This is a genomic window from Propionivibrio sp. (genome assembly GCF_016790145.1).
GTDB lineage: Bacteria > Pseudomonadota > Gammaproteobacteria > Burkholderiales > Rhodocyclaceae > Propionivibrio.
Genome location: NZ_JAEUOI010000168.1, coordinates 1 through 26,991, shown reverse-complemented (window position 1 = coordinate 26,991; position 26,991 = coordinate 1). Strand labels below are relative to the sequence as shown.

The 26,991-nt window shown below is 60.9% G+C and carries 22 protein-coding genes; 15 read left to right on the top strand and 7 right to left on the bottom strand.

The features are described 5' to 3' along the window. The first annotated feature begins 3 nt into the window (after positions 1–3). From JNM42_RS13855 to JNM42_RS13820, 8 genes are all read left to right on the top strand, one after another. On the top strand, positions 4–828 hold the full coding sequence (locus tag JNM42_RS13855) for an undecaprenyl-diphosphate phosphatase (RefSeq protein ID WP_294271111.1): 825 nt from the start codon (positions 4–6) through the stop codon (positions 826–828). Then, a complete protein-coding gene (locus JNM42_RS13850; RefSeq protein WP_294271108.1) occupies positions 825–1,394 on the top strand; it encodes a YqiA/YcfP family alpha/beta fold hydrolase in 570 nt (189 codons plus the stop codon). Before JNM42_RS13855 ends, JNM42_RS13850 begins: the two co-directional genes overlap by 4 nt. Positions 1,395–1,402: 8 nt before the next feature. Then, positions 1,403–3,340 (top strand): RNB domain-containing ribonuclease, encoded by a 1,938-nt coding sequence (locus JNM42_RS13845; protein WP_294271105.1) that lies wholly within the window; start codon positions 1,403–1,405, stop codon positions 3,338–3,340. Position 3,341: 1 nt separating this feature from the next. After that, entirely contained in the window at positions 3,342–4,226 is an 885-nt protein-coding gene (locus JNM42_RS13840) for an energy transducer TonB (protein WP_294271102.1), read from the top strand. A 10-nt stretch (positions 4,227–4,236) separates the two neighbouring features. After that, the gene (aroE, locus tag JNM42_RS13835) at positions 4,237–5,058 is read left to right on the top strand and encodes a shikimate dehydrogenase (RefSeq protein WP_294271099.1); all 822 of its coding nucleotides are present in this window, start codon (positions 4,237–4,239) and stop codon (positions 5,056–5,058) included. 14 nt (positions 5,059–5,072) lie between these two features. Then, positions 5,073–5,762, top strand: coding sequence for a monofunctional biosynthetic peptidoglycan transglycosylase (mtgA, locus tag JNM42_RS13830; RefSeq protein ID WP_294271171.1), 690 nt, complete (start codon positions 5,073–5,075; stop codon positions 5,760–5,762). 191 nt (positions 5,763–5,953) lie between these two features. Beyond that, complete coding sequence (corA, locus tag JNM42_RS13825; protein ID WP_294271096.1) at positions 5,954–7,252, top strand: magnesium/cobalt transporter CorA; 1,299 nt, start codon at positions 5,954–5,956, stop codon at positions 7,250–7,252. 52 nt (positions 7,253–7,304) lie between these two features. After that, positions 7,305–8,639 (top strand): DUF3422 domain-containing protein, encoded by a 1,335-nt coding sequence (locus tag JNM42_RS13820; RefSeq protein WP_294271093.1) that lies wholly within the window; start codon positions 7,305–7,307, stop codon positions 8,637–8,639. 40 nt (positions 8,640–8,679) lie between these two features. Here JNM42_RS13820 and ilvD read toward each other — a convergent pair whose 3' ends face one another. From ilvD to JNM42_RS13800, 4 genes are all read right to left on the bottom strand, one after another. Continuing rightward, positions 8,680–10,359, bottom strand: a complete 1,680-nt coding sequence (ilvD, locus tag JNM42_RS13815; RefSeq protein ID WP_294271090.1) for a dihydroxy-acid dehydratase — start codon at positions 10,357–10,359, stop codon at positions 8,680–8,682. Positions 10,360–10,466: 107 nt separating this feature from the next. Then, positions 10,467–11,432, bottom strand: a complete 966-nt coding sequence (locus tag JNM42_RS13810) for a DUF6671 family protein (RefSeq protein WP_294271087.1) — start codon at positions 11,430–11,432, stop codon at positions 10,467–10,469. After that, positions 11,429–13,915 (bottom strand): DUF2309 domain-containing protein, encoded by a 2,487-nt coding sequence (locus JNM42_RS13805; RefSeq protein WP_294271084.1) that lies wholly within the window; start codon positions 13,913–13,915, stop codon positions 11,429–11,431. The genes JNM42_RS13810 and JNM42_RS13805 overlap by 4 nt, the downstream gene beginning before the upstream one ends. Continuing rightward, positions 13,915–15,567: an NADH-quinone oxidoreductase subunit L gene (locus tag JNM42_RS13800; protein WP_294271081.1), complete on the bottom strand. Its 1,653-nt coding sequence runs from the start codon at positions 15,565–15,567 to the stop codon at positions 13,915–13,917. Before JNM42_RS13800 ends, JNM42_RS13805 begins: the two co-directional genes overlap by 1 nt. 227 nt (positions 15,568–15,794) lie before the next feature. Here JNM42_RS13800 and JNM42_RS13795 point away from each other — a divergent pair, with 227 nt between their 5' ends. Continuing rightward, entirely contained in the window at positions 15,795–16,766 is a 972-nt protein-coding gene (locus JNM42_RS13795) for a LysR family transcriptional regulator (RefSeq protein ID WP_294271078.1), read from the top strand. 26 nt (positions 16,767–16,792) lie between these two features. Here JNM42_RS13795 and hemL read toward each other — a convergent pair whose 3' ends face one another. Genes hemL through JNM42_RS13780 form a run of 3 tightly spaced genes read right to left on the bottom strand, consistent with a single transcriptional unit; the run spans position 16,793 to position 19,549 of the window. Beyond that, positions 16,793–18,073 (bottom strand): glutamate-1-semialdehyde 2,1-aminomutase, encoded by a 1,281-nt coding sequence (gene hemL, locus JNM42_RS13790; protein WP_294271074.1) that lies wholly within the window; start codon positions 18,071–18,073, stop codon positions 16,793–16,795. Then, the gene (thiE, locus tag JNM42_RS13785; RefSeq protein WP_294271072.1) at positions 18,070–18,714 is read right to left on the bottom strand and encodes a thiamine phosphate synthase; all 645 of its coding nucleotides are present in this window, start codon (positions 18,712–18,714) and stop codon (positions 18,070–18,072) included. Before thiE ends, hemL begins: the two co-directional genes overlap by 4 nt. Then, a complete protein-coding gene (locus JNM42_RS13780) occupies positions 18,707–19,549 on the bottom strand; it encodes a hydroxymethylpyrimidine/phosphomethylpyrimidine kinase (protein WP_294271070.1) in 843 nt (280 codons plus the stop codon). The genes thiE and JNM42_RS13780 overlap by 8 nt, the downstream gene beginning before the upstream one ends. A gap of 137 nt (positions 19,550–19,686) precedes the next feature. Here JNM42_RS13780 and JNM42_RS13775 point away from each other — a divergent pair, with 137 nt between their 5' ends. From JNM42_RS13775 to JNM42_RS13750, 6 genes are all read left to right on the top strand, one after another. Continuing rightward, a complete protein-coding gene (locus tag JNM42_RS13775; protein ID WP_294271168.1) occupies positions 19,687–19,839 on the top strand; it encodes a rubredoxin in 153 nt (50 codons plus the stop codon). 130 nt (positions 19,840–19,969) lie between these two features. Beyond that, the gene (locus JNM42_RS13770; RefSeq protein ID WP_294271164.1) at positions 19,970–20,329 is read left to right on the top strand and encodes a response regulator; all 360 of its coding nucleotides are present in this window, start codon (positions 19,970–19,972) and stop codon (positions 20,327–20,329) included. A gap of 43 nt (positions 20,330–20,372) precedes the next feature. After that, positions 20,373–20,735, top strand: a complete 363-nt coding sequence (locus JNM42_RS13765; RefSeq protein WP_294271067.1) for a response regulator — start codon at positions 20,373–20,375, stop codon at positions 20,733–20,735. Between the two features lie 15 nt (positions 20,736–20,750). Next, the gene (locus JNM42_RS13760; RefSeq protein WP_294271064.1) at positions 20,751–21,260 is read left to right on the top strand and encodes a chemotaxis protein CheW; all 510 of its coding nucleotides are present in this window, start codon (positions 20,751–20,753) and stop codon (positions 21,258–21,260) included. A gap of 146 nt (positions 21,261–21,406) precedes the next feature. Further along, the gene (locus tag JNM42_RS13755; RefSeq protein ID WP_294271061.1) at positions 21,407–23,491 is read left to right on the top strand and encodes a methyl-accepting chemotaxis protein; all 2,085 of its coding nucleotides are present in this window, start codon (positions 21,407–21,409) and stop codon (positions 23,489–23,491) included. A 33-nt stretch (positions 23,492–23,524) separates the two neighbouring features. Then, on the top strand, positions 23,525–26,991 hold a 3,467-nt coding region (locus JNM42_RS13750), incomplete at its 3' end, for an Hpt domain-containing protein (protein WP_294271055.1).

The following is a 26,991-nucleotide window of genomic DNA, read 5'->3' as shown; positions in this document are numbered from 1 at the left end:
TCCGTGGATCCCATGCTCCTGCTCAAAGCCCTCATTCTCGGCCTCGTCGAGGGTGTGACCGAATTCCTGCCGGTTTCTTCGACCGGCCACCTGATCCTTGCCGGCGATCTGCTCGATTTCAATGACGAGCGCGGCAAGCTGTTCGAGATCGTCATCCAGTCGGGCGCCATTCTCGCCGTCTGCTGGGAGTACCGGGGGAAGATCGCCGAAGTCGTTCTCGGCCTGCCGCGTGAGCGGGCAGCGCAGCGTTTTGCGCTCAACATCGCTGTCGCTTTCATGCCGCTGGCCATTCTCGGCCTGCTCTTCGGCAAAACCATCAAGGCCTATCTGTTCAACGCCCCGGTCGTGGCGACGGCATTCATCGTCGGTGGGCTGATCATTCTCTGGGCCGAACGCCGCGAGCATCGCATACGCATCGAGTCGCTCGACGAACTGTCGCTGCTCGACGCCATGAAGCTTGGCCTGGCGCAAGCACTGGCGCTGATTCCCGGCACCTCGCGTTCGGGAGCGACGATCATCGGCGGCTTGTTCTTTGGCCTGTCGCGTCGCGCAGCGACCGAGTTTTCGTTCTTTCTTGCTATACCGACATTGATCGCGGCGACCTTCTACCAAGTCTACAAGGAGCGGGCGCTACTCTCCTTCGACGACATCGGCATGTGGGTGGTCGGCTTTGTCGCGGCCTTCATTTCGGCTTTCTGGGCGGTGCGCGGACTGTTGCGTTACATCAGCACGCATGACTTCAGCATTTTCGCCTGGTACCGCATCGCCTTCGGCTTCGTGGTGCTGGCGACCTGGAAACTGGATCTGATTGCCTGGTCAAATCCTTGAGCGCCAGCATTCTCTATCTGCACGGCTTCTGCTCGTCGCCGGCGTCGTGGAAAGCCCGGATTCTGGCCGACACGATGAGTGCGCGCGGACACGGCGAGCGGTTTTTCTGCCCGGCACTTTCACCCGTCCCGCATGAGGCCATCGCGCAGGCCGAGGCGATCATCGGCGCACAGGCCCGTCCGCTGACGCTGGTCGGTAGCTCGCTCGGCGGCTTTTATGCCACCTGTCTGGCCGAAAAGCATGACCTGCGGGCGGTGCTGATCAACCCCGTGGTCATCGCGCCGATCTCGTTCAGCGAATTCATCGGCACCCAGACCAACCTGTACACCAGCGAAACCTTCGAATTTACTGCCGAACACGTCGAGCAGTTGCGCGCACTTGATTTACCGATAATCACGCCAGAACGCTACCTGCTGCTGGTCGAAACCGGCGACGAAGTGCTCGACTACCGGCTGGCGCTGGCGCGCTACGCCGGTTGCCGCCTGCAGGTGCGGGCGGGCGGCGATCACAGCTTCACCTGTTTTCCGGATTTGTTGCCGCAACTGCTTGAATTTTGCGGGTTATAATCCTTCCGATGCATGTTCTGTTTGAAGAAGACGGCGCCTTCAAAACCGCCACCATACTGACCGACAACGAAGCTTCGTTGCAGGTCGAGACGGCCTCCGGCAAGCGCGCCAAGATCAAGTCGGCCAATGTTCTCTTGCGTTACAAGGAACCGGCGCCGGGGGAGTTGTTGAGTCGTGCCGAATCCATGGCCGAGGCTATCGAAACGGAATTTCTTTGGGAGTGTGCGGGCGATGGCGAATTTTCTTTTTCTGATTTTGCCGACGACTACTTCGGAGGCTCGGGGCACAAGGCGACTTCGCTCGAAGCGTCTGCGCTCCTGCTGGCCCTGCATTCAGCGCCCATCTACTTCCATCGCAAGGGCAAGGGGCGTTTCCGCAAGGCCCCTCCAGACATTCTCGCAGCGGCTCTGGCCGGTCTTGAAAAGAAGCGTCAGCAAGCGCTAGCCATCAAGCGCATGGTCGGTGAACTCAAGACCTTTACGCTGCCGCCGGAGTTTCCGCCGCTGCTCAATCAACTGCTTTACAAGCCCGACCGCAATCGCTTCGAAACCAGGGCGCTGGAAGCCGCCTGCACCGAGACCGGGCTCTCCGCCGTGCACCTGCTGGACAAATGCGGCGCCATCCGTTCAGCGTACGATTACCACGTACAGCGGTTTCTGCTCGAATATTTCCCGCGCGGCACCGAATTTCCGGCTACCGAGACCCCTGTGCCACCCCCCGGCTTGCCACGCGCCAGTGTTCAGGCCTTCTCGATCGACGATGCGGCGACCACCGAGATTGACGATGCCTTCTCGCTGCAAACGCTACCCGGGCTGGGCTGGCGTGTGGGTATCCACATCGCGGCGCCCGCTCTGGGATTTGCCCCCGGTTCACCGCTCGATGCCATGGCGCGCGAACGGCTATCCACCGTGTACATGCCGGGCAGCAAGATCACCATGCTGCCGGCGGCGGCAGTCGAAAACTTCACGCTGTCGGCCGGTCGCGATTGCCCGGCCGTCTCGCTTTACCTGACGGTGTCGCCCGAATTCGAGATCGTGGCGCACGAATCGCGGATCGAACTGGTTCCTATCGTCGCCAACCTGCGCCACCACGATATCGAGCCGCTGTTCAACGAACAGACGCTGGCCGCCGGTCTGCCTGCGAGCTTGCCCCAACTCCCGTTTCGTGATGAACTCAAAACGCTCTGGCACCTGGCCAATGCCTGCGAAGGCCGGCGCGGCAAACCCTCGGCGATGCACGGCAACAACGACTACAACTTCGCCATCGAAGGCGATCTGGCCGATGCCGAAAACTGCCGGGTAGGCATCAGCGAACGCCGGCGCGGCAGCCCGCTCGACAAGCTGGTCGCCGAACTGATGATCGTCGCCAACAGCACCTGGGGCGGCCTGCTCGCCGAGAAAGGCATAGCGGCGATCTACCGCGCCCAGTCCGGCGGCAAGGTGCGCATGACGACCTCGCCACAGCCGCACGAAGGGCTGGGTGTTGCCCAGTACGCCTGGTCGTCCTCGCCCTTGCGCCGCTACGTGGACCTGCTCAACCAGTGGCAACTGATCGCTTGCCTGAACGGCGAGACACCGCACTTCAAGGCCAAATCGGACGCCCTGTTCGCCGCCCTGCGCGACTTCGACCTGACCTACGGCGCCTACGCCGAATTCCAGCGCGGCATGGAACGTTACTGGTGTCTGCGCTGGTTGCGCCAGGAGCAAGTGCTCACCATCGACGCCACCCTCCGGCGCGACAATCTGGCCAAGCTCGACCACCTGCCGCTGCTGCAGCGCGTGCCGTCCGCACCCGAACTGAAAACGGGCCAACGCCTCCGTCTGTCGATCGAAACGCTCGATTACCTGACGCTCGATCTGGGTTGCCGCTTCATCGAGACGCTCGATCTGGCGGTGACGGCTGACGCCGCCAGCGAAAGTGACGAAGCGCTGGAGGCAATCGACTGACGTGAGCCGCGCTGACCGCCAATCGTCGGCTCCATCGACCAGCGAGCGCACCCTTTGGTTGGCGATCGGCGTCTCGCTGTTTCTCCACGCGGCGCTGTTGTCTCTTCACTTCAAATTCCCTGAGGCCTCACGCGCCTTTCAGGATCGGGGACTGGATATCATCCTGGTCAACAGCAAGTCGGCGCGCAAGCCCACCAACGCCCAGGCGCTGGCGCAAGCCAACCTCGACGGCGGCGGCAACACCGACGAGAACCGGCGCACCAGGACACCATTGCCGCCCTCGGACAAGCAGCAGAGCGGTAGCGAACTGGAACAGGCGGAAAAGCGCGTACAGGCGCTCGAAGCACAGCAGCAGCGATTGCTGACGCAAACACACAGCAAAGGAACGCTGGCCCAGAGAAACGGCGCGGATGCGCAGCCGGAACCCACCCGAAGCGTGAGTGGCCGTGACCTGGCGAACAGCGCACTGGAGATGGCGCGCCTCGAAGGCGAAATCGCCCGGGATAGCGATGAATACAACAAGCGGCCACGCAAGAAGTTCATCGGCACGCGCACCGACGAATATCGCTTTGCCCAATACATCGAAGACTGGCGTTTGAAGGTCGAACGCGTCGGTACGCTAAATTACCCGGAAGCGGCCAAAGGCAAACTCTATGGCGCGCTGGTTCTGTCGGTGACCATCAAGAGCGACGGCACTGTCGACAAGGTCGAGATCAACCGTTCGTCCGGCCACCGGATTCTAGACGATGCGGCGCGACGCATCGTCACCATGGCCGGCCCCTACGCCGCATTCCCATCGGACATTCGACAAGACACCGACATTCTGGTCATCACCCGCAACTGGAATTTCACCAGCAACAATCAGCTTGAGACCAAAGCGCGCTGAAGCCTCGACCATGACTGATCGCTACTGCGTTTTCGGCAACCCCATCGGCCACAGCAAATCGCCGCTGATCCACGCCGCCTTTGCTCGCCAGACCGGCGAGGACATCAGTTACTCGGCCATCCTTGCACCGCTCGACGGCTTTGCCGCCAGCGTACACGCCTTCGTCGCGGCCGGTGGGCGCGGTGCCAATGTCACTGTGCCGTTCAAGGAACAAGCCTGGCAACTGGTGAGCCGCCGCACTGCGCGCGCCGAGCTGGCCGGCGCGGTCAATACGCTGGTTTTTGGCAACGCCGAAATCGTCGGCGACAACACCGACGGCGCCGGCTTGTTGCTTGACATTGCGCTCAATCTGCGCTGCCCGTTGCTGGCCAGGCGCATTCTGCTGCTCGGTGCGGGAGGTGCGGCGCGTGGCGTCAGCGGCCCATTGCTCGAGGCACGGCCAGCCGCGCTGGTCATCGCCAACCGCACGGCAGCCAGGGCGCATGCACTGGCCGGGCACTTTGCCCCGCTCGGTGCCGTTACCGGATGTAGCTTCTCCGAACTGGCCGGCCAGTCCTTCGACATCGTTATCAACGCAACTTCCGCGAGCCTGGGCGATGCCTTGCCGCCCCTGCCCCCCGGCCTCTTTGCTGCCGGTAGCCTGGCCTACGAGATGATGTATGGCCGCGAGGACACCCCCTTCCTGGCGTTCGCCCGAGCGCAGGGGGCAGCGCAACTCGCCGACGGGTTGGGCATGCTCGTCGAACAGGCCGCTGAAGCCTTTCATGTCTGGCGCGGTGTGCGTCCGGACGTTGCTCCCGTGCTCGCCATGCTAAGGAACAGCGGCGCGTGAGACCGGCCCTGCCATTGCCTGTGCTCTGGCTAAAACGGCTGCTCCTCGGCCTGTTTGGCCTTCTGCTGCTTTACCAGTTGTGGTTGTTTGGCTGGGTGCTGTGGTGGAATTGGGTGAACCCCGAGAGCACGCGTTTCATGGAAATCCGGCTTGTAGAATTGCAGGCCAAAGACCCTAAGGCACAGCTTCAAAAGCAGTGGGTCAGCTATGGAAAAATCTCGAATCACCTGAAGCGCGCCCTCATCGTCTCGGAAGACGGGCTGTTTATCCATCACGAAGGATTTGACTGGGACGGCATCCAGAAAGCCATCGAGAAAAACCAGAAGAAGGGCAAGATCGTTGCCGGTGGCTCGACCATCTCGCAGCAACTGGCCAAAAACCTTTTCCTGACGCCTTCGAAAACCCCCTGGCGCAAGGCCGAGGAAGCCATCATCACGCTCATGCTCGAAGCCGTGTGGAGCAAGCAGCGCATCTTCGAGGTCTATCTTAACGTCATCGAATGGGGTAACGGCGTGTTCGGCGCCGAAGCGGCAGCGCGGCACTATTTCGGCATCAGCGCGGCACAACTCTCCGCCGAACAGGCGGCGAGACTGGCCGGCATGGTGCCGAGTCCGCGCTTTTATGACCGTAACCGCAGCGCACCGGGATTGGCCAGGAAAGCCGAAGTGATTCTGGGCCGCATGCCGTCTGCACAGGTTCCCTGAGCAAGACCCACAGCAGGCCATCCAGATCTTTCAAAGCCTAGCAGCCTGTCCCGGCAAGCTGTGCACTCCCCTGCATCGGATGTGCTGCACTGGATGTAGGGTTAATGTGTTTTTGACTTCGGTCACTTCGCTGCAGCGTGCTAAAATCCCCGTCTGTTTGACGCACTGCAACACCGTGGGAAATCTGCGCGATGAGTGAAGAAAAAGTCCTGGATAATCTGGGCCATGTGAAAGCCATGCTTGCCAAGCACAAGCTGGTGGAGGATCTCGTCCATCGTCAGGATATGCCGCGCCATGATCTTGTGGAAGGCGTGGTACACAAGCAACATCTGGCTGGTCTGCGCTCCCTGCTTGAGCGCATCCCTCTGGTCGAGATTGCCGGGATCATAGAAGCGCTGGCGCCTGAAGATCGCCTGCTGGTCTGGTACGAGGTACGCGAGGAACGCGGCGAATCGATCCTTGAAATTCTCTCTGACGAAGTGCGCCAGGACCTGATCGGCGACAGTCATTACCGCAACGAAAAAACCACGGTCAGTGCCTTCGAGTTGCGTAATGGCCGGCTCAGCCAGATCAGCGTCCATACCCCCTACGACCTGAAAAGCCTGAAGCCGATCTGGGTCGATCTGGTGGCACCGACGCCGGAGATTCGGGTGTGGGTTGGCCGGTTTTTCGATGTCCAGCTTCCGAATCCGAGCAACCTGACCGACCTCGAGGCGAGCGCGCGTTTCTACGTCGAGGACAACAGTGAAATTCACCTGCACTCCGACTTCCTGCTCGACACCAAAGAAGGGTCACGCAACGTGGCGGTGGCCCTGATTCTGCACCGCGATATCCTGTTCACCGTGCGCACAGAAGAACTGCCGGTCTTCCGCCTGCAGCGTTTGCGTGCCCGTACCCAACCCGGATACGTGACCGACGGCAAGGATGTTCTGCTCGACCTTTATGCCGCCGATGCCGAATATTCGGCCGATGCGCTTGAGGATGTTTATGCGGCACTCGAGGATGTCAGCAAGCATGTGCTGGGAACCGAAGTCACCGACACGGAAGCGGCCAAGATTCTGGCCGACATCGCCCGCGAGGAAGACCTTAACGGGCGTATCCGGCGCAACGTTCACGACACCCGGCGCGCGGTTTCCTTCCTGACCCGTGGCAAGTTCCTCAATGCCGATCAACTGGAAGATGCACGGCAGATTCTGCGCGACATCGAATCGCTCGACGGGCACACCTCGTTCCTGTTCGGGAAAATCAACTTCCTGATGGATGCCACGGTCGGTTTCATCAACATCAACCAGAACAAGATCATCAAGATCTTTTCCGTGGCCTCGGTCGCCATGCTGCCGCCGACACTGATCGCCAGCATTTACGGCATGAACTTCAAAAGCTTACCCGAGCTTGACTGGGAGTATGGCTACCCGTTTTCATTGGTGCTGATGTTCGTTTCCGTTGTCGTTCCATTCTGGTTCTTCAGGAAAAAGGGCTGGCTACGCTAGCAGCCTGCCGGACTTGACCACGTAACGAATACGTCCTAACCCGGAGGTCCACTTGAGTTCCCTTCCCCTGCCGGCAACGCTGTTGCCGCCCGACCATCCGCAACGCGCCTTGCTCGCCGCCGAGGTTCTGGCGCGGGTGCCGGAGCCGCTCTCGGCTCCATGCCGGGCCACCTATGTAGCGGTGCGCATCGATGCCGAGGCACTGGATGCCGAGTTGGCGCACATCGCCGCACTGTGCGCCAGCCAGGGGATGGAACCGCCGGCCGAGCACGCCACGCACTGGTCAGCCGCGCTGGGTGTGCTGCGCCTGAAGTGGGAGCGGCATGGCGAGTTTTCGAGCTACACCTTTTTTTCTGACGGGCTTAGCCCCAAGCCCTTCAGCGAGCCGGTGGCCGCGCTGCTGCCGCCGGGCTGGCTGGCCTCAGTGCCGGGGCAGACAGTATTCGCCGCCCACGCCAAACTGGTGGTGGCCAATGTGCAGCCTGACGGCGCCGCAGCAATACCCACGACCGAACAGTTGTCTACCCATTTCGGACAGAACATGGTGGTCGGTTCGCGCATCGGTGACGGCGCCGGACTGGCGTTCACCGATTTCGTGATCCATGACGACGGCTTTGCCCGCTTTCTGCTCCAGGACAGGGACATGACCGCGCGCTCGGCCGGCCGGATGCTGCAGCGGCTGTTCGAGATCGAGGCCTACCGCATGATGGCACTGCTGGCGCTGCCGATAGCGCGTGAGCTGTGGCCGCGGCTGATGACGATCGAGCGTACGCTGGTCGGGTTGATCGAACGCATTGCCCGCGACGCCAGCGAGGACGAGGATTTGCTGCATCGGTTGACGGCGCTGGCTACCGAGGTTGAAAGTGCGCTGGCTGCCAGCCAGTTTCGCTTTGGTGCCAGCCGCGCCTACCATGCGCTGATCACCACCCGCATTGGCGAATTGCGTGAACAGCCAATCCGCGGCCTGCAGAATTTCGACGAGTTCATGACCCGGCGGCTGAGCCCGGCCATGGCCACCTGCGCCACGGTATCGCAGCGGCTGGGCGACCTGTCGGACCGGGTGGCACAGGCCAGCAGCCTGTTATCGACGCGGGTGAACATCGTTCGCGAACGCCAGAATCAGGAACTGCTGGCCGCTACCGCGCGCCGCGCCGCACTCCAGCTCAAGCTGCAGCAGACCGTCGAGGGGCTGTCGCTGGCCGCCATCGTTTACTACCTGACGGGATTGCTGGGCTATGGCGCCAAGGCGCTGAAGACCCTCGGTGTGCCGATCTCGCCCGATCTGGTCATCGGTGCTGCGGTTCCGCTTCTTGCACTGGTCGGATTGCTGGTGTTGCGGCGCGCGCGCCGCAACATGGGCCAGGACTCCGATGCGGGGGCCGCGTAGCGCATTCAACGCGGTGGATTTTCAGTTTGCCGACAAACTCTCAAGGGGCATCGGTAATCGCTCCAAGACTGGCGCTGCCCACCTGTCTGGCGTATTTGGCCAACACGCCACGCGTATAGCGCGGCAACGGGGGCGACCAGGCTGCGCGCCGGCGGGCGATTTCAGGTTCAGCAACTTCGAGCTGGATCAACAGACGATGCGCGTCGATGGTGATCGCATCGCCCTCCTCGACCAGCGCAATCGTTCCGCCGACTGCAGCCTCGGGCGCGACATGCCCAACGACCATGCCCCAGGTGCCGCCGGAGAAGCGTCCGTCGGTGATCAGGCCGACCGATTTGCCAAGACCCTTGCCGATAATCGCCGCTGTCGGCGCCAGCATCTCGCGCATCCCGGGGCCGCCTTTAGGCCCTTCGTAGCGGATGACAAGTACATCGCCGGCACGGATGCGGTCGGCCAGGATTGCCGCAAGCGCCTCCTCCTCGGAATCGAAGACTCTCGCCGGGCCGGTAATGACCGGATTGGCCAGCCCCGTGATCTTGGCTACACAGCCTTCGCTCGCGAGATTGCCACGCAGGATCGCGAGATGGCCCTGGGCGTAGAGCGGCGCGGCGAACGTCCGGATCACCTCCTGACCGGGCCGTGGGGCGGCGGGGATATGCGCCAGGGTCTCGGCGATGGTTTGCCCGCTGATCGTCATGCAGTTGCCGTCGAGCAGTTTGTTTTCGAGCAGCATTTTCATCACCTGCGGAATACCGCCGGCCCGGTGCAGATCGGTAGCGACATAGTGCCCCGAGGGTTTAAGGTCGCAGATGACCGGCACCTTGCGGCGCACCCGCTCGAAATCGTCGAGCTCCCACTTGACGCCGGCGGCATCGGCGATCGCCAGGAAGTGCAACACCGCGTTGGTGGACCCTCCGACCGCCATGATCACAGCAACGGCGTTCTCGATGCTGGCGCGCGTGATGATGTCGCGCGGGCGCCGTCCGGCGCGAATCGCCGACATCAGCGCCTGCGCCGATGCGGCGCTGGAATCGGCCGTTTCACTGTCCTCGGCGGCCATTGTTGACGAGGCCTGCAAGCTCATGCCGAGCGCTTCGAAGGCCGAGGACATGGTGTTGGCGGTATACATGCCGCCGCAGGAACCACTGCCGGGGCAGGCATGGCGTTCGATACCGAGCAGGTCTTCCGCCGACAGCGTGCCGGCCGCATGCTGGCCGACCGCCTCAAAGGCCGAGACGATGGTCAGATCCTGCCCCTTCCAGTGTCCCGGTTTAATGGTGCCGCCATAAACGAAAATGGCAGGGATATTCAATCGTGCGATGGCGATCATCGCGCCCGGCATGTTCTTGTCGCAACCGCCCAGCGCCAGAACGCCGTCAAGGCTCTGGCCGAGACAAACGGTCTCGATCGAATCGGCGATGACTTCGCGCGAGACGAGCGAGCATTTCATTCCTTCGGTTCCCATCGAGATGCCGTCCGAGATGGTTATCGTGCCGAAAACCTGGGGCATGGCGCCGGCCACCTTCAATGCCGTTTCGGCGCGTCGCGCCAGTACGTCGAGGCCGCTGTTGCAGGGGGTGATGGTCGAATAGCCGTTGGCAATGCCGACAATCGGCTTGTCGAAGTCGGCGTCGGCAAAACCGACTGCGCGCAACATGGCGCGGTTGGGTGTGCGGGCGAGTCCGGCGGTAATCGTTCGACTGCGGTGGTTGTCGGCCATGAGCTAGCTCCCGATGAGGTGGCGTTGTCGAATAGTCCTGCCCCGAATGTTCAACGTGCGTGGCGTCAATCGGGGACGGACTCTCGATGATAGCCTGCTTTTGCGAGTCATGGATTGCAGTACGCGCAGCGGCCCGGGTCGGCATAAGGCGGGCCATGGCGCAGGTGGTCGATACGGTAAGCGCATTTGAGACAGCCATGAACTTCGCAAAGAACCTCGCCGGTCGGCGCACCGCACGCTTGACACGGCAACCCGACGACGCGCTCGACGATCCAGAATCCCGGAGTTGCGCAAACCGGACAGCAACTGCACAGTTTCCTGGCCAGATCCTCGCCAGCGCGACGAATGATTTCCATGCGTGCCGGATTGGCATGGGCGCGCCCGTCTGTCTCGACAAAGACGAGACCATTGGCCGAGTCGGCCAGCGCACAGAAAAAAGCGGTGTGCAGGTCCTCCCAGCGGCCGATTCCCTTGCAAATGCGCAAATCCTGTTCGCCGTCCGGGCGCAGCACCAGATGCTGTTCGGGAAAGCGCACCTGTTTGGCGAAGGCCTCGACCGCCGCCCACTCCGGCGCCAGCAGGTGGGCAAAATTCGCCTTGCCCTGCGCGACGCCAATGACTTCCAGTTCGCGCTCGTCGTCGAACCAGACCAAAATCTCCGTGTTCCAGGGGAAAAGTCCGGAAAACGGATCCGGCCCGTAGCTGCCTTCACTGGCCAGTCCCAGTGACAGCCCAGACCGCTCCATGCCGATGCGCGCCTTTTTCCGCGCTGCACCAAGCTGCGTGCCGGCGCGCGGGATCTCGCGAGTGAAGCTTCCCAACTGATCGGTGTCGTAGCCGGTAACCAACTGCACCCGGCAGCCGAGTGCTCGTTCCAGCGGCTGCGCCAGGACTTGCTCCTTGCCGTGCTGGGTGAGCAGCGCGACCGGGCGGCCGGAATAAGCGTCCATGATGCTCTCAGCCTGGTCCGCTTGCATCGGCAAGCGGTAACCCGTGCCGCCGACGATAGCGGCGGCTGGCTGCCTGTCGGACAAGACCGAGTCGGCTATGAAATCGGGAAGACGGCTGATCATGGTGCTGACTTGACTTCCTGCCATGCCCCGCCGGGGCGATAGCGCGAGACCGTCGTCCCGGCCGGCTCGATGTGGAACAGGTGCAGCCACTCGTTGTCAACGAGCTGTCTGACGAGGGCATGCTTGCCGATGATCTTGTCGATCTCGTGGCGCGGGGCCTCGATGAACACCGACAGGCGCAGCGGCGTGTGCACGAAGCGCTCGCCGTCGTGGATCGATTGCATCGGCAGGCCGATGCGCAGGTCACCGCCGTTGCCCTCGAATACGCCAATGTCACCACCGACCACGTTGTGCAGCACTTTGTCGCCGCTGCCATAGAGCGGGTTGTCCACCGTTGAGGCGTAGTACTGCATGTTGATCCAGTTGGTGACGACCATCGGCGCAGTCATGATCAACTCCAGCACCTTGAAGCCGGGGTCGCGCTGCCAGCGGTAGTCGTGCAGGAAGCTGCGACCGCCGAGGTTGATGTGCTGGCTGCGGCTGCGCGGTGCGACGACGAAGGCGGCACAGCCGGCGAGACCCCATTCGGGCCGCACCTGAGCCCAGTCGCTGGTGCGCGACTTGATGGACTCATGGAGAGCGGCGGGTGAGTCGATCTGGCTCGCAAGACCCAGCAATGCGGCGCGTTCGGTGCGCGCGCGCTGGCCTGCTTCGCCGAGCCAGCGGCGCAGCTCGTCCAGGTCTTTGGTATGGCTGGCGGGCAGGAGATCGGTGTCGTAGAGCAGCATCTCGTCGGTGGTGGTGTTGTGCAGGCCGCCGACGAAGATCGTGCTCTCGGGCACGTCCAGCCCGCGCTGCTGCAAGCCCTTGCGCACCGCCGGGTCGTTCAGCAGGGCGGCGAGCGAGCGCGAATTCACCTCGCCGGTCTGCCCGCCACAGGCGCCGCAATCGAGTCCCGCAGCATGCGGGTTGTTGGCGCTCGTGCTGCCGTGCCCGGCGAGCAGGATCACGCGCGCATAGCCAGTGGAAAGACCCATCGCGCCCAGCGCCGTGACCGCCATGTTGACGCGCGCTTCCAGGTCCGGCCCGCCGCGGGTGGGGAAACGCGGGCGCAGTAACTTGCGCTCGGCCTCGGGTAGACCGCTCTGTTCCACGGGCACGGGCTTCCTTTCACCGCCGAGGCGATTCTTGAGCAGCTTGCCGGCATAGAACAGCCCGCAGGCTTCCACGAAGGAGAACGTGGACCCGGCGCCGCCGCGGAATGTCTGCCACTGCTGGCGCATCAGCAGGTATTTCCTGCGGTGCCTGGCCAGCGCTTCAGTGTGGGCAGGCGAATCGCCTTCGTCGGTGACGCACAGCCCCGGATGGAGCAGGCCGGGCAACTGCGGCCGGACCATCTGGCTGCCGAGAGGCCGGTACTCGATGAACAGCGCGAAGAAGCCGGCAAAACCCATGGTCTGGACCTTGTTGGCGCTGCTCGCCTCCAGCGCGCGACGGTAAACCTCGGAGCGCACGTCGATACAGAACACCGCCTGCACGGCCGGCGCAGTCTCCACGGTATCGGGCTGCGCGGCTCCCGCCATCAGTGCCTTCGCTACCGGCCCCTGGTAGGCACGCTCGAGCGCTACCTGCCACAGCCAGTCGCGGCTCTGCGCGGCCTGTACGTGGGAGACCACTCCTTCTGCTCCGCGCCAGGCGAAAGCCAGACCTGCGGCCACCCCGGCCTCGGGGTAACCCTCATGCAGCAGCAACTCCCAGGCCAGGCGAATGGCGAGCAGATGCACGATGTGATCGTCATCGCGCTGGGCGAGCCGCGCCTGCCAGCGCTGGTAGGCACACCAGGACGACCAGCCGTTGATGCTCATCAGCAGCGCGGTGAAGTAAGCCTCGCGCCCCTCCTCCGGGATGCACAGCACGGACACGGCGGCGTCGATCAGCGTCATCGGGTCGGAGGGCAGTTTACGCAGCCGCTGGCTGAAGCCGTGGTAACCCATCAGCATCGCCGGGCCGAAGTCGTGCTCCGACTGCCGGCGCCAGCTCGCGTAGAGACCGCCGCTGTGGTCCGGCCCCCAGGTGGCCTGCCCCTGGTCGAAGTACGCAGCCGTGCCCTGGCTTACGTGATGCGTGACGTAGTCGCGCCAGGCCATGTGGTGGCGGGTGTCGCGGCGGGCGTCCACCAGATCGGTCGCCAGCGGCAGGCGTCCCGGAAAGGTCGGGGTCGCGCTCAGGCTCGCCACCAGTTCCTCCACCGTGCAGTTGGCTCCGCTCGCCTCGATGGCCTCCCTGAGGTGCGCCTTGGTGACACGGCCGGCCTGCCAGTGTTCGCGGTACCAGCTTCTCGGCATCAGCATCGGGCTCCCCGCCAGCGCGGCGAGCTTGGCCGCGGCGACCGCGATCGGCCGCTCCAGGTGACCCCAGTAGGGGTTGACCGCGATGAAGCGATCGAGCGGCCAGGTCGGGGCGATTCGCCCGCACGCGGCGTCAATCGCGGGTCTGAGGGCGGAGGGTGTCGCCCGGGTCGAAATTTCGGTCACAGCGTTCATCAGAGTGCTCCAGATGTGCGTACTTGTTCGTGAAGGATGGGTTGCGCTGTGACCGGCTTGGGCGGCAGACGAGCCGGCCACACGCGGAAGGTCAGGCGGGTGAAGACTTCATCCAGGTACAGGCCGGCGAACAGCCACGGGTAAAGCTTGCGGGACAGCGCGCCGTGGGGCCGGGCGCGTACCGCACCCTGGACGATGAACAGCAGCGCGAAGCAGCCGATCACCCAGGCCACCAGGCCCATGTTTGCTGGGGCGGGCGCACCCAGCCAGTGCCTGAACAGCAGGTGCAGACCAAAGTAAGCGAGTGCGACGGCGAAAGCCCCGGCGACACCTGCGAGGACCCATACGCCGCCAGCACGAAGCAGCGGCCCGGTGAGCAGCGGCACCAGAGCCAGCGCGAGGACTGCGCTCACCGCCCACAGCGCAGGCGCTTCGGCCGGATGGATGCCCCAGGCGAGCGCTGCCGCGGCGACGATGCCGACACCGACGATGGCGCTGGTGAACCAGGCGAAGCCGCTCAGCGTTGGCAGGGGCGTGGTCATCTGTTGCAGCCGGTTCTGCTCCACGGCCGTACCGGCGGTCAGGAACGCATGCGCCTTGTACAACGAGTGGGCGACGATATGCAGCAGCGCTAGATCGTAGAGGCCGAGGCCGCATTGCATGAGCATGAAGCCCATCTGCGCGCAGGTGGACCAGGCCAGCGCCACCTTGATGCTGATGCGGGTCATCATCGTTGCTGCCGCGACGACGGCGGTGATGCCGCCGACAACGACCAGCAATGCCTGCGCGTGCGGCACGTCGGCGACCAGGGTACCGAGGCGGATCAGCACGAAACCGCCGAGGTTGACGACACCCGCATGCAGCAGTGCCGAAACCGGCGTCGGCGCCTCCATCACCTGGATCAGCCAGCCGTGCACCGGCAGTTGCGCGCACTTGAACAGCGCGCCGATCACAAACAGTACCGCAGCCGCCTGCAGCGTGCCGGAGTACTCGGGGAGCGCCCGCGCGGCAGCGATCGCCTGGTCGATCTCGAACGTGCCGAGCTGCGACCAGACGATGGCGATGGCGCTCAGCATGCACACGTCGGCCACCCGGCTGGCGAGGAACTTCTTGTGTGCGGCGATGAGTGCTTGCGGCCGCTGATCGAAGAACGTCAGCAGGGCATGCAGCGCCAGGCTGGTGCCGATCCAGGCGAGCACCAGCAGCAGCAGGTTGTTCGACAGCACCAGCACGGTCACTGCGGCGAGCGTCAGCATCAGACTGCGGATGTAGCGCGGCTGGCCGCGCTGACCGCCGAGATACGAGTGCGAATAGCCGACGATGACCCAGCCGATGAAGCACACCAGCACCAGCATGACGTTGGCCAAGACATCGCTGCGCAGGCTGAAATGGACACCCGCGTCGGTGCCTGCGAGAACCGGCCCGCGCCAGACTCCGGGGCCGCCGGCAATCAGCCAGGCGAGCGAGGCGAGCGAGGCAGAGAGCGCCAGCACGGCGCCGACGCGCGACCAGCGCCACGGGGAATCGGGAGAATCCCGAGAATCCGATGCACTCGTCGTCAAGGCCGGCACGGCGGCGAAAACAAAAAGAAGCGGCACCGCGCACAGCAGGGCAACGCGCAGGGTCGGCAATTCGGCGAGCATTGTTTCCATCGGGGAGGCCTCGTTGAGTTCGTCGGATGCTGTACTGTGGCAAATCAACAAACTTTTGTAAAATACAATAATTGATGCTTATTGTTCTACAAATAAGAATGATCAGGGCGCACGGCGCGACAAGCGTGCGTCGATGGACGCAACTTTGCACAAGCTGATTGATTCTGTAATACTCATAGATCGCTACGCTACGTTTTATAAAAACGAATGAATTATCTGCATTGCCCATGTCCCGCCTGAACTATCACCATCTACGCTATTTCTGGGCCGTCGCCAGGGAAGGCAATCTGACGCGCGCCGCAGCGCAGTTGCATGTGTCGCAGTCCGCCCTGTCGACACAGATCAAGCAGTTGGAGGATCAGCTCGGCCAGGCCCTGTTCGCGCGCGAGGGCCGCGCTCTGCAGTTGACCGAAGCCGGCCGGGTGGCGCTGACCTATGCCGAAACAATTTTTGCGACGGGCAATGAACTCACCTCGCTGCTGCGCGACGGCACGCGCCGCGAACGACAGGTTTTGCGCATTGGCGGTGTGGCCACGCTGTCGCGCAACTTCCAGGAAAATTTCATCAAGCCGTTGCTCTCGCGAGCCGACGTCGCGTTAGTGCTGCAGTCGGGCAGCCTCGATGAGTTGCTGGCCAGTCTTTCCATACACAAGCTCGATCTGGTGCTTTCCAACCAGCGTGTTCACAGCGATTCCGATCATCCTTGGCGCTGCCATCGAATCGCACGCCAGCCGGTGAGTCTGGTGGGGAAAAAACGCTCGCGCGGGAAAGCCTTCCGCTTCCCGCAGGAGCTTGCTGAGGTGCCCTTGCTACTGCCTAGCCGCGCCAGCGATATTCGCACCGGTTTTGATCTCTTGTGCGATCAACTCGGGCTGCGCTACCAGGTGCAAGCCGAAGTCGATGACATGGCCATGTTGCGGTTGCTGGCCAGGGACTCGGACAGTGTCGCACTGCTGCCAAGGGTGGTGGTACAGGATGAGCTGCGCAACGGGCAACTTGAGGAATACTGTGTTGTACCGCAGCTTCATGAAAACTTTTACGCCATAACGGTGCAGCGCCACTTCGAACCGCCGCTGCTGAAAACCCTCCTGAAACGTCCGGAAGCCGACGTGCTGGAGGCGGGGATGGTTTCTTCCAGCGTAAAAGCCGGATCGGCAGGAAAAGTAAAATCCGGAGCAAAGCCGGGGGAGCGTCGTTAGGTCGACGACGCCGTCACCGGCCTTGTTTACCAAACCTTGAAAATCGACTCTGCCGCAGAGACCGTTTCGGCGATATCCGCATTGCTGTGTGCTGCGGAAACGAAGCCGGCCTCGAAGGCCGACGGGGCAAAGTAGTGTCCGGCGGCCAGCATGGCGTGGAAAAAACGGTTGAACGCGGCCTTGTCGCACTCCATGATTTCAGCGTAGTTCTGCGGGCAATGCGAGCGGAAGTAAAGGCCGAACATGCCACCCACCGATTGTGCTGAGAAAGCCACGCCGTGTTGCTTCGCTGCTGCAACCAGCCCCTCGCACAATTGCCGGGTGCGCAAGGTCAGCGTCTCGTAAAAGCCCGGCGCCTGTACCAGCTTCAAGGTCGCCAGGCCCGCCGCGACCGCCACCGGATTGCCCGACAGCGTTCCGGCCTGATAGACCGGGCCGAGCGGCGCGATCTGTTCCATGATCTCGCGTTTGCCGCCGAAAGCGCCAAGCGGCATGCCGCCGCCGATCACCTTGCCGAGCGTGGTCAGATCCGGTGTGATGCCGTAGTGCCCCTGTGCGCTTTTCAGATCGACGCGGAAGCCGGTCATCACTTCGTCGAAAATGAGTACGGCACAATGCTGGGTGCATAGCGTGCGCAGGGCCTCAAGGAACGCCTGCTGCGGCAGCACCAGATTCATATTGCCGACCACCGGCTCGACAATGACCGCCGCAATTCTTGCACCATGTTCGGCAAAGGCATTTTCGAGTTGGGCGACATCGTTGTAATCGAGTACCAGCGTGTGCTTTGCCAGATCGGCCGGAACGCCGGCCGAACTCGGGTTGCCGAAGGTCAGCATGCCCGAGCCGGCTTTCACCAGCAGGCTGTCGCTGTGCCCGTGATAACAGCCCTCGAACTTGATCAGCAGGTCACGGCCGGTGTAGCCGCGCGCCAGACGGATGGCGCTCATCGTCGCCTCGGTACCCGAGCTGACCAGACGCACCATGTCGAGCGACGGCAGCAGCGCACAAAGCAGGTCGGCCATGTCGACTTCGCGTTCGGTCGGCGCGCCGAAGGTCAGTCCCTGAGCCGCTGCCTCCTGAACGGCAGCAACGACCTGCGGATGGGCGTGTCCGAGGATCAGCGGCCCCCATGAGCCCACGTAGTCGAGGTAGGACTTGGCGTCGGCGTCGGTCACGTGCGAACCATTGCCTCGGGTGAAAAAGCACGGGGTGCCGCCAACTGAACGGAACGCACGCACCGGGGAATTGACACCGCCGGGAATGTGCCGCTGTGCGCGTTCGAACAACTGCTGATTGTGCGTACTCAAGCCGGTTCTCCTGTGAAAAGATTCTGAAAGCTTCTGGCGCGCGACTCGATGTTGGACGCTGCAAACAAATCGGTGATGACGGCGAGCAGGTCGGCACCGGCGGCAACAAGCGCAGGTGCGGTCTCCAGTGTAATACCGCCGATGGCGCAAGACGGAACTCCCAGTTCGTCCCGGCAACGCCCGAACAGCGACAGCGGCGCCCGTAGCGCCTGCGGCTTGGTCGGCGACGGATAGACCGCACCGAAGGCGACATAATCTGCGCCAGCGGCAACGGCGGCACCTGCCAGAGCGAAGTCAGCGTAGCACGACACCCCGAGCAGCTTGCGCGGGCCAAGCGCTTGCCTGGCAGTCGCCAGATCGCCGTCGTCCGCGCCCAGATGCACGCCGTCGGCATCGACGCCGAGCGCCAGTGCGAGATCGTCATTGACCATGAAGCAGGCGTCGTAGCGCCGACAAAGCGCGCACAGGGTGCGGGCAATTCCGGCTTGCTGCGCGGCATCGCGCGTCTTGTCGCGATACTGGAGCATCCTGACGCCGCCACGGAGCGCCGCATGCACGCGGGTCAACAGTTCATCCGGATCGATACCGTCAGGAGTGATGGCATAGAGTCCGCGCAAGGATTGCTTGTTGAGTTCAGGCATCGCTGCCATCTTCCGTCCGGCGCGCCCAGAAAAAACGATCCGGAATGAATTGTCCCATTCCTGGCCGAAACCCTGCGGCCAAAGTCTTCCAGGTGTACTCCTGCGCTTCGCGTACTGCCTCGCTGACCGATAGACGGTGTGCCAGACTGGCCGCCAGCGCCGAAGCCAGCGTGCAGCCGGAACCGTGATAACTGCCCGGCAGGCGCTGCCAGTTATCGCTACGCACCAGTCCGTCGCTGGCATAGAGGTCATTGACCACCTGCGGCGTGTTTTCATGGGTGCCGGTAAGCAGCACATACTCGCAACCATAGGCAATCAGGCGGCGCGCGCATTCGTTGAGCGGCAGATCGTTGTCCACCTCATCCGTCTCACCGCTCAGCCGACGCGCCTCAAGTGAATTCGGGGTCAGGATGGTGGTCTGCGGCAACAGCATCTCCTGAAGAGCAGAAATCATCTCTGCATCGGCCAGTTCGTCACCACGACCGGAAGCCAGCACGGGATCGAACACCAACGGTACATCCGGGTAGTCCGCAAGAATTGCGGCAATCACCGCAATATTCTCGATACTGCCGAGCAGTCCGATCTTGAAGACATCGACCGGCATGTCTTCAAGCAGCGTACGCGCCTGATCGTCGACCCAATCGGCATCAATGGCCAGCAGGCTGTCGATGCCGAGCGTGTCCTGTACGGTCAGTGCCGTTATCACCGACAGAGCATGGCAGCCCATTGATGAAATTGTCATCAGGTCAGCCTGAATACCGGCACCGCCCGAGGGATCACTGGCAGCGAAGGTGAGGACAATGGGCGGCGATAGTTGCGTCGAGCGAAAATCCATTGGGGAGAACCCACGCAAAAAGACTTGGCAGATGCAAGCGTGTTTGGCTAGAATCAAGACCATTTTCAATCGGCAATTCTAACCGAAATCCGACAATCGACATGAGCACGACCATTGACGCGGAATACAAATGCTGGATGTGTCTGACCTGCGGCCATATTTATGACGAGGCCGCAGGCTGTCCCGAAGACGGTATTGCGGCCGGTACGCGTTGGCAGGATGTTCCGATCAACTGGGTTTGCCCCGAATGCGGTGCACGCAAGGAAGATTTCGAAATGGTTGAATTCTAGGCCATTGATGTATAGTGCTGTTTAAACATTATTTTCCGATGTGATCATAGCCCCGTACCAGACTCCAAACCGAAGGGCACTGTGGAGGTAGAAATTGGCCGACGCTGCGAATTTGAGTGGCATCAAAGTGATGATCATTGACGACAGCAACACCATCCGGCGTAGTGCGGAGATCTTTCTCGTGCAGGCCGGATGCCAGGTGGTTCTTGCCGAGGATGGTTTTGACGCGCTGGCAAAAATTGCTGACCACCAGCCCGAAGTGATCTTTTGCGACATCATGATGCCCAGGCTTGATGGTTACCAGACCTGCGCACTGATCAAAAAAAACCAGCGCTTTCGCAATACACCACTGATCATGCTCTCCTCCAAGGACGGACTGTTCGATCGGGCACGAGGGCGAATGGTCGGTTCCGACCAATACTTGACCAAACCGTTTACCAAAGACAGTCTGCTCCAGGCCGTCGCGACATTTGCGCCGCCGAAGGCCTGAGACAATATCCGTACAATTAAAGGCAAACCAGGGAGTTATTGACATGCCTGTAAAAAAAATCCTCGTCGTCGACGATTCGCCTACTGAACGTCATGCGCTGTTTGAACTGCTGACCAAGCACGGTTACCAGGTGATCACGGCCGAGAGCGGTGAAGAGGGTATCGAAAAGGCCAAGTCCGAATTGCCTGATCTGGTCCTGATGGATGTCGTGATGCCAGGTCTTAATGGTTATCAGGCAACCCGAACGCTGACTCGCGACGAAGCAACCAAACACATCCCGGTCATCGTGTGCACTTCCAAGGGCCAGGAAACGGACAAAATCTGGGGTTTGCGCCAGGGTGCACATGACTATATGGTCAAACCGGTTAATGGCGAAGATTTGCTATTAAAAATTGCAGCCCTTTAAATACCAAGAGAACGTATGGCCAAAAAAGGCAGTCTCCGGGAGTTTCAGGCACACTTGGCCAAGCGGCTTGCCGGTGCCAGCGAGCAGACTGCCGCCGGGCTACTGGGTATCCAGTCGGGTACCGACTACTGGCTGCTTAACCTGACCGATTCCGGAGAAATCGTTCCGCTGACTTCGCTGACCGGCGTGCCTCTAACCAAACCGTGGTTTGTCGGAATTGCCAATATCCGTGGAAATCTTTATTCGGTCGCCGACTTTTCCGCCTTTCAGGGCAAGGAGGCGACACCACAAAACAACAGTTCGCGATTGCTGCTGATCGGCACCCGTCACGGCGATAACTCCGCCCTGCTGGTGACGAGAATGCTCGGCCTGCGCAACGTGGACGATTTGACACCCGTGGCCCCTGATCAAGATGCTCCAATCTGGGCCGACAAAGCCTATAGCGATAACGAAGGCCACCGCTGGAAAATGCTTAATGTTCGCCTGCTCCTGGCGGATGAGAAGTTTATGGATATTGGTATTTAAGCCCGTTTTGTATCCGCTCCACAAATGACAACCCGTACCTTCAAGACGGTAACCGGAGAAGCACTATGGCGTTCAATTTGAAATTGCCAAAATTTTTGACAGGCAGCAATGGCTCTGCAGATCATACCGTTTCTGCCGCCACGCTCATGGATGACGACCAGCCGGTAGCAGCACCAAAAAGCGAATACGGCCTAGGTTTTCTTGGTCAATACACCGTCACCAAGCAATTGCAAATCTTGGGTGGCATACTCCTCCTGATGATGGTGATTATCGCCATAGTTATCTATCATGACAACCGGGAATCGACTTATGGCAGCGCCTACATCGCCACCGCCGGAGAAATGCGCATGCTCTCTCAACGGCTGGCCAAGGCCTCCAGTCTTGCCCTGCAGGGTGACCCTGGGGCATTCAAACAATTGCGCGATTCGCACAGCCAGTTTGCCACCAACCTGGAACGTCTGACCAGTGGCGGGGAACTGGCCAACACCGTTGTGCCGCCCTCGCCCGATGGCGTGCAGCCGCAGTTGCAGACACTGACAAAAACCTGGAGCACGACCGATAAAGACGCGGTTCAGATGCTCGAGATGGAAAAAAACCTGGTCGCGTTGAACAAGGATGTAAGCGCCATCAGTGATAAAAACCCCCAACTACTTGAACTTTCGGAGCAGGTTGCAGCACTCAAGCTGCAAACCGGCGCGGGTGTTCGTGAAATTGCCGCCGCCAACCAGATGGTGATGTTGACGCAACGGATTGCAAAGAACGCCAGTTCATTGCTGGTCGGCGACGAAATCAGCCCGGAGATCGCCTTCCTGCTCGGCAAGGATACCAATACCTTCCGAGACTTGCTGGACGCCTTGACCAAAGGTAGCGACACACTGCGCATCTCAGGTACAAACGATGCAGAAACAAGGCGCAAACTTGGCGAACTCGATACCAGCTTCAAGGAATATCAGAGCGCCGTCAATGGCATTCTTGGCAACATGCAAAGACTGGTCGTCGCCAAGCGCGCAGGCTCCACAATCTTTCGCGGCAGTGAAGAGCTGCTCGACACGACGGACACTTTGGCACAAGCCTATCAGCGAGGCATTGCCGAGCGTGCGGCTTACGGCATCACCCTGGCCATCCTGATACTCGTTGCGCTTGCCGCACTGGGCATGATGGCCAAGGTTTACCTCGACGATACTCGCCGCCAGGCTGAAACGGCAGACTTGAGCCGGCAAGCCAGCGAATCGATAAACCGCCAGAACCAGGACGCCATTCTGCGCCTGATGAACGAACTGGGAGATCTGGCCGATGGCGATCTGACGGTCACCGCAACGGTCTCCGAGGATATTACCGGCGCTATTGCCGACTCGATCAACTACACCATTGAAGAACTCCGCGTGCTGGTCGGCCGCATCAACGATGCGGCGGGTCGCGTAACCATTGCTACCGGAATCGCTCAGCAAACTTCGGCTGAATTGCTTGACGCAACGAAACGGCAGTCGGTAGAAATTCAGGATGCCGGTGATTCCGTTCTGGCCATGGCCAGTTCGATGACCAAAGTGTCGGGTGAAGCTGACCAGTCAGCCCAGGTAGCGCGTCAGTCCTTGGCGGCTGCCGAAAAGGGTACGCAGGCGGTGCAGGATTCAATCAAGGGCATGAACGAAATTCGCGAACAGATTCAGGAAACCTCTAAGCGGATCAAGCGGCTTGGCGAATCATCGCAGGAGATCGGTGAAATCGTCGAACTGATTTCAGACATTACCGAGCAAACCAACGTGCTAGCCCTTAACGCCGCCATTCAGGCCGCTTCAGCCGGCGACGCGGGACGCGGTTTCACCGTGGTTGCTGAAGAAGTGCAGCGACTCGCCGAACGTTCCGGTGAAGCAACAAAACAGATCGCGGCGATTGTGAAGACCATTCAGACCGACACACAAAGCGCTGTCTCAGCTATGGAAGAATCTACGCGCGGTGTGGTCGATGGGGCGAAACTCTCCGACGCCGCAGGCCAGGCACTGGCCGAGATTGGGGAGGTTTCGCACAATCTGGCCGAATTGATCGAGAGCATTTCCGACGCAACGCGCCGTCAGGCCGACTCGGCGACTGGCGTGGCGGGCAAGATGCAGGACATTCTGCGGGTCACCGAGCAGACCACAGCCGGCACACAAAAAACTGCGTCTGCGGTCGGCGAACTGGCAGGTCTGGCAACGGAATTGAAGAGTTCGGTTGCCGGCTTCAAGGTGGGCTGATCGGCCTGCGCTGAGATTGGAGACACTGCCCCCATGAATGCCGTAACGGAATTCGATATCGGCCCGCTGACCTGGGTCAAGAGCGAGATCGATCTTGCGCTGGAGCGATCTGACCAGGCGCTACAGCAATACAAAGAAAGTGTTGCCGCTGATGCTGGCGACCTGACGCAAATAAAATTCTGTCGGACGCACTTGCACCAGGTTCAAGGTGCGTTGACCATCGTCGGCCTTGACGGGGTCACGCAATTTGCCGAAGCGGTTGAGGCAATGCTTGAGGCCATCGAGCAGCAGACCCGACCACCGAAAGAATCGTCGATCGCCCTTGCGCAACTCGCGCTGGCAACTATCGGCCACTATCTTGATGACTTGATCAACGGCCAGCCAAACCAGCCACTACGCCTCTTGTCTCTCTACCGCGAGGTACAGGGAGCACGCGGGCTGCAGAACGTCTCGGCAACGGATCTTTTCTTTCCTGATTTGACTGCCCGCCCGCCGCGTCGCGAAACACCGACGAGAAAAATTTCACGCACTCAATTTCAGTCAATCCTGCGCCAGGAACGGGGCCGTTTTCAGCGCGGACTCCTTTCGTGGTTGCGCAACCCGCAGGATCGTAAGGGCATCAGCGAAATGCTGGGCGCTGTGCAGCGCATCGAAGATACTCAGGATGCTGCATCGGCACGCGCTTTCTGGTGGATTACCGCTGGTTTTCTTTCCGCATTGGCCGAGGGTGCCTTGGCTCAGGAAACAGATGCCAAGCAGATGTGTGCGCGCATCGACATGCAGATCCGCCGACTGCTGGAAGGTTCAAAGAACGTCGCCGAGCGCTTGATGCGTGATGCGCTTTACTTGGTTGCCAGTGCGCACAGCAACAACAGCCTGGTACGACTGGTCAAGAAAACCTATCAGTTGCAAGCGGTCATCCCGACCACGGAAACCGCCGCCCCAGCCCCGGAAGAAACAGTTCGCCGCAAGTTGCGTGACGTGATCACGGCAACTGAAGAAGCCTGGAACAAGTACTGCACTGGCTCCATGCAGTCGCTGCCCTTGTTCAAGGATCATGCCAACGCGCTGACTGCTGTCGTCGAACAGCTTGGGCACACCGATTACCGTCGGCTGGTGCAGGCGATTGCTGCGGCCGCCAATTGGCTATCGGATGACAGTACCCGCCATTCTGAAGCGCTGGCGATGGAAATTGCAACGGCGATCCTGCTGACCCAGAATGCGCAGGAAAACTTCCAGCGACTGGGTAGCGACTTCGCACACCAGGTCGACGTAACGGTAGCGCGAATACATGGCTGTCTTGCCGGAGCACCTCCGCAACCCGGATCGGAAATCCCGCTGCTCGACGAGATGTCGCGGCAAGCACAGGAAAAGCTGCTGGTCGGGCAGGTGGCCAAAGAAATTCAAAGCAATTTTGCCCAGATCGAGCAGGTGCTCGATGGCTTCTTCCGCGATGTCGCCAGGCGTGCAGACCTCGTTAGTCTGGAGGTGCCGTTTCGCCAGGTTGCTGGCGCCTTGACCATGATGCGCCACGACAGCGCGGTTGAGGCCGTGCGCGAATGTTCAGCAGAAATCAAGCGCTTTACTGATCCCGAGTACGAGCCTCAGGAAACTGATTTCGAACGCGTCGCCAATCAATTATCCCTGATCGGCTTTTTTATCGATTCGCTGCAGCACGGCGCGACCGACTTCGAAAGTTTCGTAAGACAGATGCAGTCAGGTCTGGCGCAAGAGGTCAAGGGGTCGGAAGAGGCTGAGGAAGACGAAGGAGAAGAACCCGGCATAACGCTTGAGCAGGAAGTTGATCGGCAAAAACTTGAAACCCATGCGCTGCTTGGTGCGCTCAAGGAACAGCAGGGCGACACAGGGCTGCGTGAGGAAATCAAACTCAATCTGGTCGCTCTGAAAAACGACGCTGAACTCGTTGCCGACACGGCTCTCGGCGAACAAACCAAGGCCATGCTGTCAGCGCTGGCAACAGGTGAAGATGCGTCATCACAGATTGACCAGGTGATGGCAACGCTGAAGCCGCAACTGCCGGAATTGATTCAGCCATCGGCAGAAACCATTCAGCTGGCACAGGCCAGCACCGAAGAAGTCGACGCCGAACTGCTTGGTATTTTCCTGGAAGAAGCCAACGAAGTACTAGGCACCATCGATGAGAACCTCAAGATTCTGAAGAATCAACCGCATGACTTTGCAGTACTTACGACCATTCGGCGCTCTTTCCATACGCTCAAGGGGAGTGGACGCATGGTTGGCCTCAAGGATGTCGGCGAGGTCGCATGGTCTATTGAGCAAACACTAAACCAGTGGCTACAGCAGGAACTGCAAGTCGGGCCTTCCCTTGTCCAACTGCTCGAGCAGGCGCACTCAATTTTTTCAACATGGGTCAAGTATCTGGAAACCCATTCTGGCAGTGCTCCCGATGCCGGCGACCTTATTGCATTTGCCGAATATCTGAGGCACGGCAAAGAAGAGGATTCAGAAGAAACAGCGATTATCATAGCCGAGCCGGCAAGCCCCGATGTTGTCGCCGAGCCGGAGACCTCGATCGCCAACGATGTGACGCTGGAGGCGCCTCAAGAATTATTGGAACCTGTACCCAGTGCTGAAATCATTACACTCAGCATTTCTTCAGCTCAAGCCGAGAGAGAGGATGGTGATCTCGTCATCGATCTTGAAGCGGTCAAATCAGCAGAGATTACGAATGTCGACTTTGCAGCTCCCTTGGCCGAAATGCCAGTGCTGGTTGCTGATCAAGCACCGCTGAGCGCAGATGAACATACAGACGAGAGCGTACCGGACGAGCCGGGTACACATCAGCGAATTACCATTTCGCCAGCACTTTTTGCGATTTTTTCCGAGGAAGCCAGCACCCACCTGGCAACACTCCAACAAGAATTACCCGTACTTGAATCGGACGAGATTTCGCCAACCCCGCACGACATGTATCGGGCAGCGCATACGCTTGCCGGCATCTCTGCAACTGTCGGCATAACGCCAATCAATCGACTGGGGCTGGCGCTTGAACACGCCCTGTTGCGCCGTGACAACTCGGCGCAGCCCGGCAGCCTTGAAGCGCTTGGGACAATCAGGCTGGCGATTGGCGAACTTGAACTGATGCTATCTGCCCTTGCCGGGCAACAAGCACCCGATGTTCCCCTCGGACTGATCGAGGCGCTTGATGCGCTTTATCCCGCCAACGTGATTGCACCCCATGAACAGTCGGTGGCGGCTGAACAGCCGGCGATTGCTGAAGCAAGCCCGACGCCAGAAGAGGCCAGACCTGAATTCGCACCGCGCGCGGCTTTTGTTCCCGAACCCCAGAAATTGCAAGACGAAATTGACCAGCAACTGCTACCCATCTTCCTCGAAGAAGCGCTCGACCTGAACCAGGGTATCGCCACCCAATTGCGCGCCTGGCGCAGTGAACCGGGCAATGCCGAAGCCGTGCGCATGCTGACGCGTCTGTTGCACACCCTCAAGGGAAGCGCGCG